Origin of the sequence: Flavobacterium sp. (assembly GCF_027484205.1) — a bacterium.
Taxonomy (GTDB): Bacteria; Bacteroidota; Bacteroidia; order Flavobacteriales; family Flavobacteriaceae; genus Flavobacterium.
On sequence record NZ_JAIXUB010000012.1, the window covers coordinates 62,450 to 78,971 of the forward strand.

Annotated in this window: 13 protein-coding genes and 1 pseudogene; 10 read left to right on the plus strand and 4 right to left on the minus strand. The window is 30.4% G+C overall.

Annotated elements, in window-relative coordinates; all coding sequences use genetic code 11:
- Positions 1-63: 63 nt before the first annotated feature.
- The 9 genes from Q0049_RS04105 to secDF all read left to right on the plus strand — a co-directional run bounded on the left by Q0049_RS04105 (position 64) and on the right by secDF (position 10,793).
- Positions 64-3,039 carry a hypothetical protein gene (locus tag Q0049_RS04105; protein WP_298116855.1) on the plus strand — a complete coding sequence of 992 codons (2,976 nt, stop codon included), beginning with the start codon at positions 64-66 and terminating at the stop codon, positions 3,037-3,039.
- 67 nt (positions 3,040-3,106) lie between these two features.
- Positions 3,107-3,592: a hypothetical protein gene (locus tag Q0049_RS04110; protein ID WP_298116857.1), complete on the plus strand. Its 486-nt coding sequence runs from the start codon at positions 3,107-3,109 to the stop codon at positions 3,590-3,592.
- Positions 3,593-3,691: 99 nt separating this feature from the next.
- On the plus strand, positions 3,692-4,183 hold the full coding sequence (locus Q0049_RS04115) for a hypothetical protein (protein ID WP_298116859.1): 492 nt from the start codon (positions 3,692-3,694) through the stop codon (positions 4,181-4,183).
- A gap of 4 nt (positions 4,184-4,187) precedes the next feature.
- Positions 4,188-4,733, plus strand: a complete 546-nt coding sequence (locus Q0049_RS04120) for a hypothetical protein (protein WP_298116862.1) — start codon at positions 4,188-4,190, stop codon at positions 4,731-4,733.
- A gap of 161 nt (positions 4,734-4,894) precedes the next feature.
- A complete protein-coding gene (locus tag Q0049_RS04125) occupies positions 4,895-5,566 on the plus strand; it encodes a chitosanase (protein ID WP_298116864.1) in 672 nt (223 codons plus the stop codon).
- Positions 5,567-5,737: 171 nt separating this feature from the next.
- Positions 5,738-6,190, plus strand: coding sequence for a hypothetical protein (locus Q0049_RS04130; RefSeq protein WP_298116866.1), 453 nt, complete (start codon positions 5,738-5,740; stop codon positions 6,188-6,190).
- A gap of 8 nt (positions 6,191-6,198) precedes the next feature.
- Positions 6,199-6,531, plus strand: coding sequence for a hypothetical protein (locus Q0049_RS04135; RefSeq protein ID WP_298116868.1), 333 nt, complete (start codon positions 6,199-6,201; stop codon positions 6,529-6,531).
- A 14-nt stretch (positions 6,532-6,545) separates the two neighbouring features.
- Positions 6,546-7,583 carry a patatin-like phospholipase family protein gene (locus Q0049_RS04140; RefSeq protein WP_298116871.1) on the plus strand — a complete coding sequence of 346 codons (1,038 nt, stop codon included), beginning with the start codon at positions 6,546-6,548 and terminating at the stop codon, positions 7,581-7,583.
- Positions 7,584-7,799: 216 nt separating this feature from the next.
- Positions 7,800-10,793, plus strand: a complete 2,994-nt coding sequence (gene secDF, locus Q0049_RS04145) for a protein translocase subunit SecDF (protein WP_298116873.1) — start codon at positions 7,800-7,802, stop codon at positions 10,791-10,793.
- Positions 10,794-11,083: 290 nt separating this feature from the next.
- On the opposite strand, the gene lgt is transcribed toward secDF, so the two are convergent.
- From lgt to folE, 4 genes are all read right to left on the minus strand, one after another.
- Entirely contained in the window at positions 11,084-12,034 is a 951-nt protein-coding gene (gene lgt, locus Q0049_RS04150; protein ID WP_298116875.1) for a prolipoprotein diacylglyceryl transferase, read from the minus strand.
- Between the two features lie 64 nt (positions 12,035-12,098).
- The gene (gene yidD, locus Q0049_RS04155) at positions 12,099-12,344 is read right to left on the minus strand and encodes a membrane protein insertion efficiency factor YidD (protein ID WP_298116877.1); all 246 of its coding nucleotides are present in this window, start codon (positions 12,342-12,344) and stop codon (positions 12,099-12,101) included.
- A 48-nt stretch (positions 12,345-12,392) separates the two neighbouring features.
- Positions 12,393-13,877 carry a cysteine--tRNA ligase gene (cysS, locus tag Q0049_RS04160; protein ID WP_298116880.1) on the minus strand — a complete coding sequence of 495 codons (1,485 nt, stop codon included), beginning with the start codon at positions 13,875-13,877 and terminating at the stop codon, positions 12,393-12,395.
- Between the two features lie 239 nt (positions 13,878-14,116).
- Complete coding sequence (folE, locus tag Q0049_RS04165) at positions 14,117-14,788, minus strand: GTP cyclohydrolase I FolE (RefSeq protein ID WP_298116882.1); 672 nt, start codon at positions 14,786-14,788, stop codon at positions 14,117-14,119.
- A gap of 157 nt (positions 14,789-14,945) precedes the next feature.
- Here folE and Q0049_RS04170 point away from each other — a divergent pair.
- A pseudogene (locus Q0049_RS04170) lies at positions 14,946-16,522 on the plus strand (hypothetical protein); the annotation flags it as partial.

Below are 16,522 nucleotides of genomic sequence, written 5' to 3' on the forward strand. Positions count from 1 at the left end.
AATTAACTAATTAAATCACTTCCAACGTATTTTGGTTGGAAGTGGTTTTTAAAATTAAAATGAATGAGTGATTTTAAAGAAATAGTTGACTATTTAAAATTCGATAGACGTTCAGTTGAAGCTTCTTTGAAAAATAAAAATTTTATTGCAAGGAAAGTTGAAGAAAATTATGTTCAAACTGAAATTTACGATGAAAACGAACTTATTTTTGTTGAAAAAGAAGCTATTAAAAATGAAAATGGTTTTCTCTATATAAGTAATGAAATTATTGGAAACTTATATTTGCTTTGTCAAGACAATGAACTTTTATATTATGTAAAGTACATCGATGAGACTACAGGAATTTCTATGTTTGGAAAAATTCCAAGGCATCTTTCTGATCCTTGGGGTGAGTTAGATGAAAGTTTATTTGATGTTGTTAAGATTAAAGATGGAGGTAATTTCTATTACGATTTACGAAACAATATTGTAATTGAATTACTACTTGAAGAATCTTATGTGTTTAGTGATAGATTTCCCTATCATCCAAATGATATTCCAAATAGTACTGATGGAGTATATAACTTTAACTTTAAAGACGAAGAAGGATATACCTCTGATAAATCTGATTTATTTTTAAGATCATTATTTTCATCAAAAGCTCAAATGTTACATGCAGCTATAAAAAGATCTGTTGCATTTGAAAAGATGGAACAACCTGGTTTGGTACATTTATTACCTAAAATAACAATAACAAATAATACTTACAAACTAAGCTATAACTATTATCAAAAAGGAATTCCGTTTAATAAATCTTTAAATAATCCTGCATTGATTCTTAACTTTAAGAGTTTTGGTGCTATGGCAGAGTTTTTAAATCAAACCATTTTTTACAATTTTGTTGACATAGATGAATTTAAAGACGAAGATCAAAGTACAACTAATGGTCGTGAAGCATTAATTGAGGATTATATGAATTTTGTCAATAGTCAATTACGATTTACAAGCGGAATACAAGTTTTAGAAATTTTATATTATGTTCCTATATTTCTATTTAAAGCAATTGATAGAAATATCCTTTGGGAAATTTTAATTGCATTGTTAGATGATTCATTGACTAATGCAGGCATTAATAAAGAAGGTATTGCTGTTAGAATAATAAAAGGATTAAATGAAAGCTACGAAAACAAAAACATTTTTTTAGCCGAATTAATAAACCGAAAAACAAAAAACAAAGAACAATTTATAAAAAAACTTTTTTATAGAATAGATGGCGAAAACTATAAAAATCTTCTAAATTTCCTTTGGGATATTTGGAAAAAATCTACTTATGCCGAACTTACACCCGAAAAAAATCACCTTATTAATTTCACTGATAAAAATCCTTTGTTACTTGATTATCGATCAAAAAAATCTTTGGGTTTTCATGTTGATAATGCCAAAATTAACTGGGACAAAAATGATGAAATTGAAGTAACTTTAACTGTTGGTACAGGTGTTTTTGAAACTAATACAGAGGATAACGGCCGTGGCGGAGTTACAACTGAGACAACTGAAATTAAAGAAACTTTTGAATACAGTTATCATCCATTTGCACCTGTAGCCATATTAAATGCTGATAACCCAACTTTTATTTATAAAGATCCCGAGCAAGAGGAAAATAATTTTACAAAATTGCCTGCATTTTTGTTGCACACCCACACAGAAAAAGCCTTTTGGGAAAATGTAATGACAACTGGCGAATACACAGTAGATGTGATAACCACCATTTCAGGTTTTGGAAATATTGTTAAATTTGGGCGACTCTATAAAGTGCTTGATTCTGGAAATAAATTAACAAAACAATCAAGAATATTTACCAAATTTGTAACTGGCGTAAAAGGAGTTGCTGGCGTAGCCGAAATTACATCAGGCTCAGTAAATGTTTTATTAAAACTAACAGGAGGAGATGATACTGAACTAGGTAGAGAAATCTCAAAGTACTTGTTTTATTTTGAGATGATTGCTCTTTCTGGCGAACTTTCTGTGACTTTGTATAGTAAATTGCAAGTATGCGCAACGAGGATAATTGCAAAAGAAAAAGTTCTTAAAGAAGCTGCTGAAAATTTTGATGAAACGAGGCAGATAGAATTATTATTGAAAGAGCTAAGGGTAATTGCTAATCAAACAGAAAAAATAGTTTATGAACCTTTAAGATTTAATAAATTATACAGTTTTTCAGCTGCGGCTTTAGATGGAGCATTAAATGTATCAAAAAATATATTTTTCTATCTAAAAAACCTAACTAAGACAAATACTGAAACGGTTTTTTATAAAGGTGTAGAAATATTTACAGATTCTCCTGCAAAGGTTAAATTATTTTTAGATGATGCAGCAAAGATCTTAAAAGCAAAAGGTGTACAAGGTGTAGAAGAGTTTTTTGAAAATACAGGAACTGTTTTATCTAAAAAAAGATTACATTCTCAAACTGGGGAAACTCCTGTAGGGATGCTCATTAGAAAACCTAAAGAAGGAGGATATTCCTATGAAATTGATGAGTTAAGTCCAAATTTACATTATAAAAGTAAATGGAATTCAGATGAAAGCAATATAATGGAAAGATTTGAATGTAAAGTTTATATTGTAAAAGAAAATGGAAAAAATTATTATACTGGAGATTTTATGGTTGCACCAAACTTGAACACTACCCTTCAAGCCAACAAAACAGGTTTAACCGATATTAGTTTAGGAAAAACAATGTATGATGATGGTTTTGCGGTTTTGAAAAAAGATTTAGGCAAGGAATTTGATGGAATTTATGGATTATACGTTAAAAATGATTCATATGTTGCATTTGGAGGCGAATCAGTAAATTTAACCAAATTTAAAGAAGCAATGAAAGGCAAACAGATTACAGAAGAGAATGTTATAGAAGCTGTAAAACAAATGACACCATACAAATGGGCTAAAGAAAAAGGGTTTGATAAAATTAAATTGGTAACAACAGTCAAAGAATTCACAATTGACATAGGTAACAATATTAATAATTTAAAAGACTTAAAAATAATTTATTATAAATAAACTATATATTATGGAGCAAATGGATTATCTTGTATTATCGAGACAAGACTATAAGATTTTTGGTTTTATGGATTCAGCGGCGTCGGAAAAAGGAACGGCAGTATGTGTTAGTAAGTATAAAGACATGGCACTAAATAAATATGACTTTAGTAAAGAAGTTTTTGAAGAATTATTAGGAGAAGATTTTGGAAAGAAGGATTTTTATTACGAACCCAAAACATGGGGTTTTATAGTAGATGCAGTAGAAAATAAAATAAGAGAAGTACTCAAAACAATAAAAAAAGTACCTGATGAACATCAGCACGACCCGCTAACTTATGTCAGAGCATATAGAGAAGAACGTCGTGACCCAGATAATGATTGGGACATGAAATATGAAGATGTAGAAGAGTTTTTAGGAGAGTATTACCATCATAATATTAAGAAACATAGAAAGGACCTTAAATTATATTATTTCCAACTGTTTTATAATAATTTAAAAAAGAATTATGAAGAAGGACATCCTTTGTATATTTCAGTAGCTACGGTAGAAGACCAAAAGAAGTATCCTTAAAATAGACCACCCTTAAAGGCGGTTTTCTTATAAAAATAAAACTTTATGTGTATTAAATAATATTTATACGGCATTCAAAACTGGAATAGAAAACAAAATTTGAAAAGCGAAAGATTTGAATGTTTTGTAACCTTGGCAGATAAACCAAAAGTAGCTGAAACTGTTGGTAAAAATATTTTATATGCCGATTTATATGTTCCAAAAGCATTAAATGACACTTTTCAAGCCAACAAAACAGGTTTAACCGATATTAGTTTAGGAAAAACAATGTATGATGATGGTTTTGCGGTTTTGAAAAAAGATTTAGGTAAGGAATTTGATGGTATTTATGCAGAATGGTTAAAATCTTCTGCTTATAAAGATTTTCCTAATTCAGAATCTGTTAACCTGTATGATTTAAAAGCAGCTATGAAAGGCAAAAAAATCACTAAAGAAAACCTTGAAGAAGCTGCATTTAAAACATTTACGGGAAGTTGGGCTAAAAGCAAAGGGTTTACTAAAGCAGTAGTGGTTTCTGACCCGAAAGTTTATGAAAATATTGATGATAATATAAATCTATTAAAACAATTAGAAGTGATTTTTATAAAATAATAAAATGGAAGATAAAAGGTTAAAATATGTAATAGTTGCGGTGCAAGATTACAGAAATCATGGTTATTCTAATACTTTACATACAGATAAAGGATATATGATTGTTGCAGAAGATTATCCAGGTGGGAATTCAAATATTAGTAACCTAACAAATTATGAGAGAGTTATATTTGAAAAAGTATTAGGTAATAAGTTTGGGAATGAAGCTATTAAATTAGAACCTAAAAGTGCTTTATTTTTAGAGTTATTACAAGAGATGGAATTAAAAATTAAAGAATTATCAAAAGATAATCCTAAAGAGTTCGTAGATCACGAACTTGATAGATATGATGAAAAAGTTACTTTTTTTGGTCAAGAATTTATAGTGAATGCAAGAAATAAATATGATAGAGTGTTGGTTGATTTTTATGATTTTTATGAAAAAATAAAACGATTTTATGATTATTACTATCCTTTATATCTTGTACCTGCTACTCAAGAAGATGAGGAAAAGTACTATGGTAATCATGAAAGAGGTGATTTTTATGAGCCTTTAAGTCCACAAGGATAAATTATTATTAAAGTATTTCATTAAAAAAAATGTTCTACTGAAAAGCTACTTATTATATGAAAAAGTTTAAATTCAAGCTGCGTTAAAAAAGGAATAAATATTTTATTACAAAATTTAAAACATCAATCGATTTTATTACATTTAACCAATAAACCATCATTATGATTTCATCGACTCAAAAATCAAAAATACTGCAAGTAGTCAATGTTTTTGAAACAGGTAGTAAGCAAGGAAAATATGACTTGCTGGTAGTGTATAAAGACGGAAAAAATAATAGTAAACAAATTACTTTTGGAAGAAGTCAAACCACTGAACAAGGAAATTTAAAGGCATTGTTGCAATTGTATGTGGCTAATAAAGGAAAATTTGCTAACGATTTTAAACCTTATATTCTCGATTTAGGTAAAAAACCATTGTGGGATAACTCAAAGTTTAAAAACCTATTGCGTAAATCGGCTCGTGAAGATGAAGTTATGAAAGTAAGTCAAGATGTTTTTTTTGATACTTTATATTATCAACCTGCGTTGCATTTTTTCGAAAAAAACAAGTTTACTCTTGGTTTGAGTTTGTTGGTTATTTATGATAGTTTTATACATTCGGGTACAGTTCCTGCTTTTTTGAGAGAGCGTTTTCCAGAGAATATTCCAGTAAATGGTGGCGATGAAAAAAAATGGATCAAACAATATGTTGATGTTCGTCACAGTTGGTTAGAAAATCATACAAGACCAATTTTACAGAAAACCATTTACAGAACACAATGTTTTAAAAACCAAATAAAATCGGGTAACTGGAGTTTGAATGAAGAGATTATTGCGAATGGGATTAGGGTTTGAGAGGAAGTAGGAAGTAGGAAGTAGGAAGTAGGAAGTAGGAAGTAGGAAGTAGGAAGTAGGAAGTAGATTGTAATTAAGCAGTTGAGGTTTAAAAGCTTTTTCAAAAAATCTTAATGAGCTTAGTTTACTAAATGGTTTTAAAAAAGAGTTTAATAATAATAAAAAATGAGTATGAAAAAGTCACCTTTTCTAATAATTCTAATGGTTGTTTTGTCTTCTTGTACGGCAACAAAAACAGCGCTTTTTGATCACTATTCTTATCAAAAAACGACTGAAATTAAAGTTGAAACGTCTAACTTGATGGATAAATCGTCAACTTCTTATACTGATAACAAAATTGCGGTTGAAAAACTGTTGTTAGAAGTTCAAAAATTAGTTGAATATGAAAAAAATAAACCGAATAACGAAATTACATTTGCCATGTGGACGATTTTGAATGATAAAGAAAAAAATCTTCTTGCAGGATTTTTTAATAGATGGCAAGAAAAAGAAAAACTGTCGCCAGCATTTGCAATTGAAGCTAAAAAGCAAACTATGGAAGCTTTGGATTTATTGATTCAATATGAAGTAAAAAAAGATAAAGAATCGGCAAATTTATTGTTAGATTTAATTAAAACTAAATAATGTAAATCATGGATATAGAAAAATTATTGAACGAAATAAAAGAACAAATACTTTTAATTTCTAAAGACAAGTTTAAAGATTATATTCCTGAGTTGCAAAAAGATTTGAATGCATTTCTAAAATCATCAAAAGAAAAATTAGAACGTTGGTCGGTATTGCTTTCAGAAGGATCAATTAATCAGGAAGAGTTTGAATGGTTAGTAAAAAGTCAGCATTCACTTTTAGGTTTAAACGCTCTACAAACCGCAGGATTATCAAAAATAAAATTAAATAATTTAAAAAATAATATTCTAAAAACCATTGTTGAAACTACAGCAAAAGCTTTGATTGTAGGTTTGTAAAGTAAGTTATATTTATGTCAAAAAAGATTACAATTCTGAGTTTAGATGGTGGAGGAATACGTGGGATTATTTCGTGCGTTATATTAAAATTTATAGAAGAGCAATTACAAAAATTGGATAACCCAAATGCACGTCTTGGCGATTATTTTGATTTAATTGCCGGAAGTAGCACAGGAGGACTTTTAGCCGCAATTCTTTTAGTTCCTGACAATAGTAAACATGCTAAGTATTCGGTTCAAGAAGCATTAGATTTGTATGCACATAAAGGTGATGCTATTTTTGAGGTTTCGTTTTGGGAAAAATTAATCAATCCTTTTGGGTTGTTTGATGAAAAAATATCGGATAAGAATATTGAAAATCAACTACAAGTAGTTTTTGGAAATCTTCAACTAAAAGAATTAATAAAGCCCACATTAATAACTTCTTATGACATTAATCAACGAAAAGCAAAGTTTTTTACTAGTCATGAGGCACACGAGCCTTTGGAAAATTTTTATGTAAAAGATGTATGTCGAGCAACATCAGCTGCGCCAACTTATTTTGAACCGGCACAAATAAAATCATTGTATGGTCAAGAATTTGCATTAATTGACGGAGGAGTTTATGCAAATAATCCGGCGTTATGCGCTTATGCGGAAGCAAGAAAAATTGACTTTTCTAAAGTTCTAAAGGATAAACAAAAGCCCGATAAACCTTCAATTAAAGATATGATAATTGTTTCTGTTGGTACAGGAACAGTTTTGAAAGAATATAAATTTGAAGAGTTTGAATACGGTGGTAAACTCAAGTGGATTTCACCATTAATTGATATTTTACTTTCCTCAAATGTTGAGACAGTAGATTATCATTTGCGAAAAATGTATGAAACGTTAGGACAAAGAAATCATAAAAACTACCATCGATTGATGCCTTCGTTGCAAAATGCTTCACCAGAAATGGATGACACTTCTAAAGAAAATATTTTTGAATTGCTTCAAGCTGGATTTTCATTCGTAAATAAAAATCAATTGGAATTAATTGATATAGCAAAAAAGCTGATTCGAAATAAGTAATTCCCTATTTTATTTATCGTAAAAAAGATTAACTACTTTTTTTGATATTAATCCCTAAATAATTTGTTAATCTTTAGGTTAATTATATATTTGCACGTTTCAAAAAACGTGTAGATAGGTATTTTTAATGATTTTTATTGAAAATCAGTAATTTACCATATGTTTATTGACTTTTTGAAATACCAACAAACAAAAATTAATTAATTTTTAGTAATAATGCAGAATAAAGGACTTATTAAATTTTTCGCAATTCTATTTGCACTGGTAAGTATTTACCAACTTTCTTTCACATTTGTATCAAATGGTGTTCAAAATGATGCCAAAGCTTTTGCAAAAGGAAACCAAGAAAAAGAGGTAGCATATCTAAACGACATTAAAAACAAAAGTGTTTTTAAAATGTTTGGTCTTATTGACTACACTTATGAAGAAGTAGCAAGTAAGCAAATCAACAAAGGTCTTGACCTTGAAGGAGGAATTAACGTAATTCTTCAAATTTCAATTAAAGATGTTTTGAAAGGTCTTGCAAACAATTCTAAAAATCCTGCTTTCAACAAAGCGTTAGAAGATGCTAAGAAAAACCAACAAGGTAATCAATCGTATCTTGATGCATTTTTTACAGAGTTTGATAGAGTTTCAAATGGTTCAACAAAATTAGCTTCACCAGATATTTTTGCTAACAGAAATCTTTCTGACGAAATTAACTTTAATATGACTGATGATCAAGTAAAAAAGGTAATCAGAAAAAAAGTTGACGAATCAGTAGAATCTGCTTTTGGAGTATTAAGAAGTCGTATCGATAAATTTGGTGTAACACAACCAAATATTGCTAAACTTGGACAAACAGGAAGAATTCTTGTAGAACTTCCAGGTGCAAAAGATGTAGATAGAATTAAAAAATTATTATCAAGTACAGCTCAATTAGAGTTTTGGGAAACTTATAAAGTAGAGGAAATTGGCCCATTTTTAATGTCGGCTAACGAAGCTTTAAAAGCTTCTGAAAAAACAGTTGCTACTAAAGAAGTAAAAACAGTTAAAGAAGATACTTTATCAAAATTATTAACGGATGCTGACGCAAAAGATTCAACTGCTGCTGCAAAAGGTGGAAGCAATCCATTATTAGATAAATTTGTATCTCAAGGTGGTGGACCAGTTCTTGGAGTTGTAGCTGTTTCGGATACTGCTAAAGTAAACAGTTATTTAAAAAGAAAAGATATCAAAGCATTACTTCCTGCTGATAAGCGTTATGCTAAATTTGCATGGAGTAAAGGTTCTAAATTAACAGACGAAAAAACAAAGAAAGTTACTGAAACTTTTGAACTATATGCTTTAAAATCAAATCGTGATGACGTTGCACCGTTAAGTGGTGGAGTTATTACTGATGCAAGTGATACATTTGATCAAACAGGAAAACCAGCAGTTTCAATGCAAATGAACGGTGCTGGTGCTAAAGTTTGGGAAGAATTAACAGGTAGAGCATTTACTCAAAAAGGTTATATTGCAATTGCACTTGATGATGTTGTGTATTCTGCTCCAGGAGTTTCTTCAGGACCAATTGCTGGTGGAAGATCTGAAATTTCAGGTGATTTTGATTTAACAGAAACTAAAGATTTAGCTAACGTTTTAAGAGCAGGTAAATTACCAGCTGCTGCTGAAATTGTTCAATCTGAGGTTGTAGGACCATCATTAGGACAAAAAGCAATTGATGCAGGTATGCTTTCGTCAATCGTTGGTTTCTTATTAGTATGTTTATGGATGGTATTCTATTATGGTAGAGCAGGTTGGTATGCTAATGTAGCTTTATTATTAAATTTACTTTTCTTATTTGGAATTATGGCAGCATTTGGTTTTGTATTAACATTACCAGGTATCGCAGGTATCGTTTTAACATTAGGTACAGCGGTTGATGCTAACATCATTATATATGAACGTGCAAAAGAAGAATTACGTGAAGGTAAAACTTTAGCTGAAGCTGTAAAAGCATCTTACGGTTGGAAAGGAGCAATGCGTTCAATTATTGATGCTAACGTAACTCACGTTTTAACTGGAGCAATTTTATTTATTTTCGGTACAGGACCAATTCAAGGTTTTGCTTTAACATTACTTATTGGTATTATTACATCATTATTTACATCAATTTTTATTGCAAGAATTTTTATCGATAGAGATATTGAAAGAAATAAATCATTAATGTTCTCAACTGAGATGACTAAAAATTGGTTTACAGGTTTTCACTTTGATTTTATTGGAGTTAAAAAATGGACTTATTTATTCTCTTCTGCAGTTGTTGTTGTGAGTTTAATTTCTATTTTCTTTATTAATGGTCTTGATGAAGGTGTTGACTTTGTTGGAGGTAGAACTTTCCAAGTTAAATTTGAAAAAGTAGTTGAACCAACCGTTATTTCAGAAGAGTTGTCTAAAGAATTTGGTACTGCTGTTGAAGCAAAAGTATTTGGTGATGATGATCAATTGAAAATTACTACAAAATACAGAATCAAAGACGAAGGAACTGAAATCGATAGAGAAGTTAATGAAAAATTATACAAAGTTTTAGGTAAATATTACACTAGTACTTCTTATGAAAATTTCATCAATACTTATGATGGAAAACAAGTTGGAGTTCTTCAAGCTTCTAAAGTTGGAGCAGCTATTTCTAACGATATCAAAACCAACTCGTTTTGGGCAGTTATTGGAGCTATGTTAGTTGTTGGTCTTTACTTAGTAATTTCGTTCCGTAAATGGCAATATTCTTTAGGAGCAATTGCTGCCGTTTTACACGACGTTATTTTTGTATTAGGTTTATATTCATTATTGTATAAAGTGATGCCTTTCCACATGGAAATGGATCAACATTTTATTGCTGCTATTTTAACAGTTATTGGATACTCAATGAACGATACCGTAATTGTATTTGATAGAATTAGAGAATTCTTAGCTGGTAACAGAAAAGGAAATTTCAAAGAAATTGTAAACGCATCTATTAATACTACATTATCAAGAACATTGAATACTTCATTGACTATGATTTTAGTATTATTAATCATGTTTATCTTTGGTGGTGAATCTATTAGAGGATTTATATTTGCAATGCTTGTAGGTATTATCGTTGGAACTTATTCATCTTTATTCATTGCAACTCCAGTGTTAGTTGACTCAATGAAAAAAGCAGATGTTGACGAAGTTGAAAAACGTCACGCTGATGCAAATGCTTAATTAGTTATACAAACAATATATAAAGAATGCCATACAGAGATGTATGGCATTTTTATTTTTAGTTTAAATTATATATCAAGTATAACTTGTACAGTATTGATTTTACATTTAGAAAGATTGCTATTATGTGATACTTAATTAAATGAGAATTAACTTTATTATTTAATACGTTCACAAGTTCTAATGGAATTGTTTTTAGATTAATTCGTTTTATAACCTATTATTAAGCAAAACAAAAGAGGTCAATTGAATTTCAATTGACCTCTTTTGTTTATTATTAAATTGAGTATTTAAAATAGTTTATCAGGATTTACATCATTGTCTTTAAATAAATCTTTTGGTAGTGGTTTTTCAGCAAGGAAGATAAATACTACACCGAGTAAAATAAAAGGAATACTCAGCCACTGTCCCGTAGAGAAAAGACCTAAACTCTTTTCAATTCCTCCTTGACTTTCTTTAACATTTTCTACAAAGAAACGAACTGTCCAAAGTAGTACTAAGAATACACCAAAAATTAATCCGTGTTTTTCCTTAAGATTTGTTTTCCAATACAAGAACATTAAAATAGCAAATACAAAAATATAGAAAAATGCTTCATATAATTGAGCAGGATGTTTCAGAGGTACTTGGTTAAGAAAGCTGATGTATTTTGGATTGTTTACAAGAGCAGAATAAGCTTCATTCGTATTTTTAATTCCTGTTATGTTCATGACGTCATTTGAAGAAAATTTGTCTCTAATAAAGCGTACACCAAATTCTGAAGATGTAATATTTCCCACAATTTCAGAATTGAAAAAATTTCCCAGCCTAACAAAAATTGCACCACACGAAACAGGAATTACAACTCTATCTAAAACCCAAAGAATTGGTTTTTTGGCAACATTTTTACTGTAAAAATACATAGCAATAATAATTGCAATTGCTGCACCATGACTTGCTAATCCTTGAAATCCTGTAAAATGAAACTCAGGTTGAAATTTAAATGGAAGTAAAATTTCCATTGGGTTATTTTTGAAATATTCCCAGTCATAAAAAAATACATGACCTAATCTTGCTCCAAGTAGTGTAGCTAAAACGGTCCAAACAAAAAGGGTGTCTAATTTTTCTAAAGACAAGTTTTCCTTAATGAATATACGCTTCATAATATACCAACCTAAACCAAAGGCAACTACAAACATTAAACTGTAAAAACGTATTGTTAGTGGACCTAAATCAATTCCTTCAGATGGATTCCAAATCATATTTTTAAAATTTATTTATATCAAAAGTAACAATATTAATAAGAAAACAAATTGCTATTATATTTTATTTGTGAGAACATTTTTTTTCTGGAACAGGATCATAACCAGTTTTACCCCATGGATGACAACTCAAAATACGTTTCACACCAAGATATGTTCCATAAAATAAACCATGAATTTTCAATGCTTCAATAAAATAACTAGAACATGATGGTTCAAATCTGCATGTAGCTGGCGTAAATGGTGATATCGCTTCTTGGTAAAAACGGATAAGAATATAAAAAGGAAAAATAATTATTTTCTTAAACATAAATAGTTAATCTATTTTTGAACACTATCACTGACCACTTAGAACTGATTACTGAATACTAAAGGAAGTTCCGTCTTTTCCGTCTTTCAATTGAATTCCTAATGCTAACAATTTATCACGAATTTCATCAGATAATGCCCAGTTTTTATTGGCTCTAGCTTCTTCACGCATTGTAATTAACATGTTTACAACTCCATCAAGTTTATCTGAATTATTGCCCATTGCTTTTTCGTCTTTAATTCCTAAAACATCAAACGTAAAAGTTGTTAAGGTTTGTTTTAGTAATTCCAAATCTTCAGAAGAAATAGTTTCACGCTTGTCATTTAGTACATTCACAAAACGAATTCCTTCAAATAATTGTGCAATTAATATTGGTGTGTTAAAATCATCATCCATAGCATCATAACAACTTTTACTCCAGGATTTTACATCAAGAGTAGAAGTAGTGCTAGGAGTTAAATCATTCAAAATTGCAATACCATCCATCAATCTGCTAAATCCTTTTTCACTAGCAATCATTGCCTCGTTAGAAATATCTAAAACACTTCTGTAATGTGCTTGAAGAAAACAAAAACGAACAATATTTGGATGAAATGCTTTCTCAAAAAAGTCATTTTCGCCATTAATCAATTCCATTGGAAGAATATAATTCCCAGTTGATTTACTCATTCTTAACCCATTCATAGTAAGCATATTGGTATGCATCCAATAAGAAACTGGTGCAACACCATTGCAAGCTTTACCTTGAGCAATTTCACACTCATGATGTGGAAACTTTAAATCCATTCCGCCACCATGAATATCAAATTTTTCTCCTAAATACTTTGTACTCATTGCGGTACATTCTAAATGCCAACCCGGAAAGCCTTCACCCCAAGGAGAATTCCAACGCATAATATGTACAGGAGAAGCATTCTTCCAAAGCGCAAAATCTTGAGGATTTTTCTTTTCGTTTTGTCCATCAAGGTCACGAGTATTGGCAAGTAATTCTTCTACATTTCTGTTATTTAACTCACCATAATTCAAACCTCTTTTGTTGTATTCCAATACATCAAAATAAACCGAACCTTGACTTACGTATGCAAAACCATCTTTAATTAATTTTTCGGTAAGTTCAATTTGTTCTAAAATATGACCTGTTGCAGTAGGTTCAATTGTTGGTGGAAGAAAATTAAAATTATCCAATACCTTATGAAAATCAACTGTATATTTTTGAACCACTTCCATCGGTTCTAACTTCTCAAGACGCGATTGCTTTACAAATCTATCGTTGTTTACATCACCATCATCTGTTAAATGTCCTGCGTCTGTAATATTTCTAACATATCTAGTTTTATAACCTAAATGCAATAAATACCTATAAATAACGTCAAAACTCATAAAAGTTCTCACATTTCCTAAATGAACATTGCTATAAACCGTAGGTCCACAAACATACATTCCAATCGCTCCTTCATGTAAAGGCGTAAAAACTTCTTTCTCACCACTAAGAGAATTATATACTTTAAGCGTATGGTTTTTATATAAAGACATATTTTTTATTTTTTATGAAGCTATTCCTGCTATCCATTTCAATCTTGCTTGTAAAAACTTTTTTTCTATAATTTATAAAGAGCTTCCTTTGGTCGCTTTTCTAAATCAAGAAAAAATACTTTTTTTCGACGCAAGGATTTTCATTACTATCAGGGCTATTTTAGAATTAAGTTGTTCTTTATGAATAATTGGTTTTAAGTTTTGTTACACTGAGCGTAGTCAATGTAACAACTTATATCTTAAAACGAAGTATCTAATTTAATATAATCTAAAAATTCTCTTTTAACGTTTTCTTCTTTAAATCTTCCTCCAAATTCTGCAGTTACAGTACTACTTTCAATATCTCTAATTCCTCTGGAGTTCACACATAAATGTTTAGCATCTATAACGCAAGCCACATCTTTAGTGTTTAAAACTTTTTGCAGTTCTTCAACAATTTGCATCGTTAATCGCTCTTGCACTTGAGGTCTTTTAGCAAAATAGTCTACAATTCTGTTCATTTTTGATAAACCAACAACGGAACCATTTGAAATGTAGGCTACATGAGCTCTACCCACAATTGGCAATAAATGATGTTCACAAGTTGAATATACAGTTATGTTTTTTTCAACAAGCATTTCATTGTATTTGTATTTGTTTTCAAAAGTTGATGAACTTGGCTTTTTATTTGGATTAAGTCCACCAAATATTTCTTTTACAAACATTTTTGCAACTCTATTTGGAGTACCTTTCAAACTATCATCAGTCAAGTCCATACCAAGAGTGTTCAAAATACTTTCGACATCTTTCTTGATAGCTTCAATTTTTTCTTCATCAGAAAGAATGAAAGCGTCTTTTCTTAGAGGGTTTTCAGAATTTGTAGCAATATGATTATTTCCAATTTCATCAGATAAGTCTTCGTTGTGAATCATTATAATTATTTAGATTTTACAATTTTTTTTGAAAAGCAAATATAAATATTATTGATAACATAATTGATTGAAAAATGGAAGTTTGAAAAAAAATAAAATTTTAAGATAAAATAATATTAAATTTATGTAAATTTCGCATCTCAAAAATTAGTTTGCAATGAAAAAAAGTTACCTTTTATTTCTTTTTCTTTTATTAAGTTCAATATTTTCAGATGTTTACGCTCAAGGTTCGAATTGTGCGAATACTGATCCCTTTTGTGCTGGAGGAGCTTCTTTAACTTTTCCAAACTCAACTGGAACTGTTTCAGAAACTGGAATAAATTATGAATGTTTAGGTTCTCAACCAAATCCTGCATGGTTTTTTATGCAAATCGGAGTGGCTGGAAATATTAATTTTCAAATATCTCAAACTTCTACAGGAGGCACTCCTATAGATGTAGATTATATTTTATGGGGACCATTTGCAGGACCAATAGACACAAGTGCGCCTTTTCCTTATTGTGGCCCAGGATTTTTAAATCCTACAACCAGTGTAAGTTGTAGTTTTTCTGCAGCAGCTATTGAAAATTTCACTTTACCTAGTGCCGTTGTAGGAGATATTTATGTTGTTCTTTTAACTAATTATAGTGGTGCAGCAGGAAATATTACTGTTACACAAACAAATGCAGGTGCAGCTGGTGCAGGATCAACAGATTGTAATATTGTATGTCCCATAGACTTGGGTCCAGATGTTGAAATTTGTCAGGGTTCATCTTTGAATTTAGATGCTGATATTACTGGTGCAACTTCTTATGTTTGGAGTTCAACAGTTCCAGGTTTCGTTAATCCTGGAACTCAAATAATCACAGTTACAGCTCCTGGAACCTACACTGTAGTTGTCAATAAACCAGGTTGTGTTGCTAACGGAACCGATACTGTTATTATAAATCCTGCAACACCACCAGCGACAGGAACTCCTAATAATTTAATAGCCTGTGATTTAGATCCTTTTAATTTAAATGTAAATACACCTGTAATTTTAAATGGACTAACAGATTATACTATTTCTTATCATACTTCTTTAGCTCAAGCTCAAAATGGAACAGGTGGAATTGTAATTCCTAATCCATCTAATTATCCAGGAGTTGCTCCTTTTCCTCAAACAATTTATGCTAGTATAGAAGATAATAATTCAGGTTGTATATTTACCACTTCTTTTACAATTGACAGAGTTATTTGTACCTGTGAAACAGTAACTAATGACAATGGTGATCAAACGTTTTGTTTGAATGCAACAGCAAATCCAACACCATTTGCAGTTTCAACAGATACCTCGGGTTCTATTTCATATGTTTATTTTACAACTCCTCAAACAGGATCAGCAATGTATTCTGGTGGAACTTTATTAGGTAATGTAACTCCAGTTGCAGGAACTGCAACTTATGATGCACCTTTATTAGGAACAGCAGGTTCATTGCCAAGTGTGGCAGGAACTTATTATGTTTATGCAATCTTAAATCCTACACCAACTTTAGCAACTTGTCGAGATTTCCAAGAAATTATCGTCACAATAAACGCTACACCAGTTTCACCAAATCCATCCGATGTAACAGCTTGTGATAGTTATATTTTACCGGCTTTACCAGCAGGACAGAGCTATCATACAGCTTCAGGCGGAACAGGAACAACATTATCCGCAGGAACATCAATTACAAGTTCACAAACTATTTATGTTTATGCACAAACAGGAACAAC

Excerpts from the sequence above, each read along its gene's own strand:
- folE (WP_298116882.1), bottom strand. The coding sequence starts at position 14,788 with ATGATTCACAACGAAGACTTATCTGATGAAATTGGAAATAATCATATT.
- Q0049_RS04120 (WP_298116862.1), top strand. The coding sequence starts at position 4,188 with ATGGAAGATAAAAGGTTAAAATATGTAATAGTTGCGGTGCAAGATTAC.
- lgt (WP_298116875.1), bottom strand. The coding sequence starts at position 12,034 with ATGATTTGGAATCCATCTGAAGGAATTGATTTAGGTCCACTAACAATA.
- Q0049_RS04125 (WP_298116864.1), top strand. The coding sequence starts at position 4,895 with ATGATTTCATCGACTCAAAAATCAAAAATACTGCAAGTAGTCAATGTT.
- Q0049_RS04110 (WP_298116857.1), top strand. The coding sequence starts at position 3,107 with ATGGATTCAGCGGCGTCGGAAAAAGGAACGGCAGTATGTGTTAGTAAG.
- Q0049_RS04140 (WP_298116871.1), top strand. The coding sequence starts at position 6,546 with ATGTCAAAAAAGATTACAATTCTGAGTTTAGATGGTGGAGGAATACGT.
- Q0049_RS04130 (WP_298116866.1), top strand. The coding sequence starts at position 5,738 with ATGAAAAAGTCACCTTTTCTAATAATTCTAATGGTTGTTTTGTCTTCT.
- yidD (WP_298116877.1), bottom strand. The coding sequence starts at position 12,344 with ATGTTTAAGAAAATAATTATTTTTCCTTTTTATATTCTTATCCGTTTT.
- secDF (WP_298116873.1), top strand. The coding sequence starts at position 7,800 with ATGCAGAATAAAGGACTTATTAAATTTTTCGCAATTCTATTTGCACTG.
- cysS (WP_298116880.1), bottom strand. The coding sequence starts at position 13,877 with ATGTCTTTATATAAAAACCATACGCTTAAAGTATATAATTCTCTTAGT.
- Q0049_RS04135 (WP_298116868.1), top strand. The coding sequence starts at position 6,199 with ATGGATATAGAAAAATTATTGAACGAAATAAAAGAACAAATACTTTTA.
- Q0049_RS04105 (WP_298116855.1), top strand. The coding sequence starts at position 64 with ATGAGTGATTTTAAAGAAATAGTTGACTATTTAAAATTCGATAGACGT.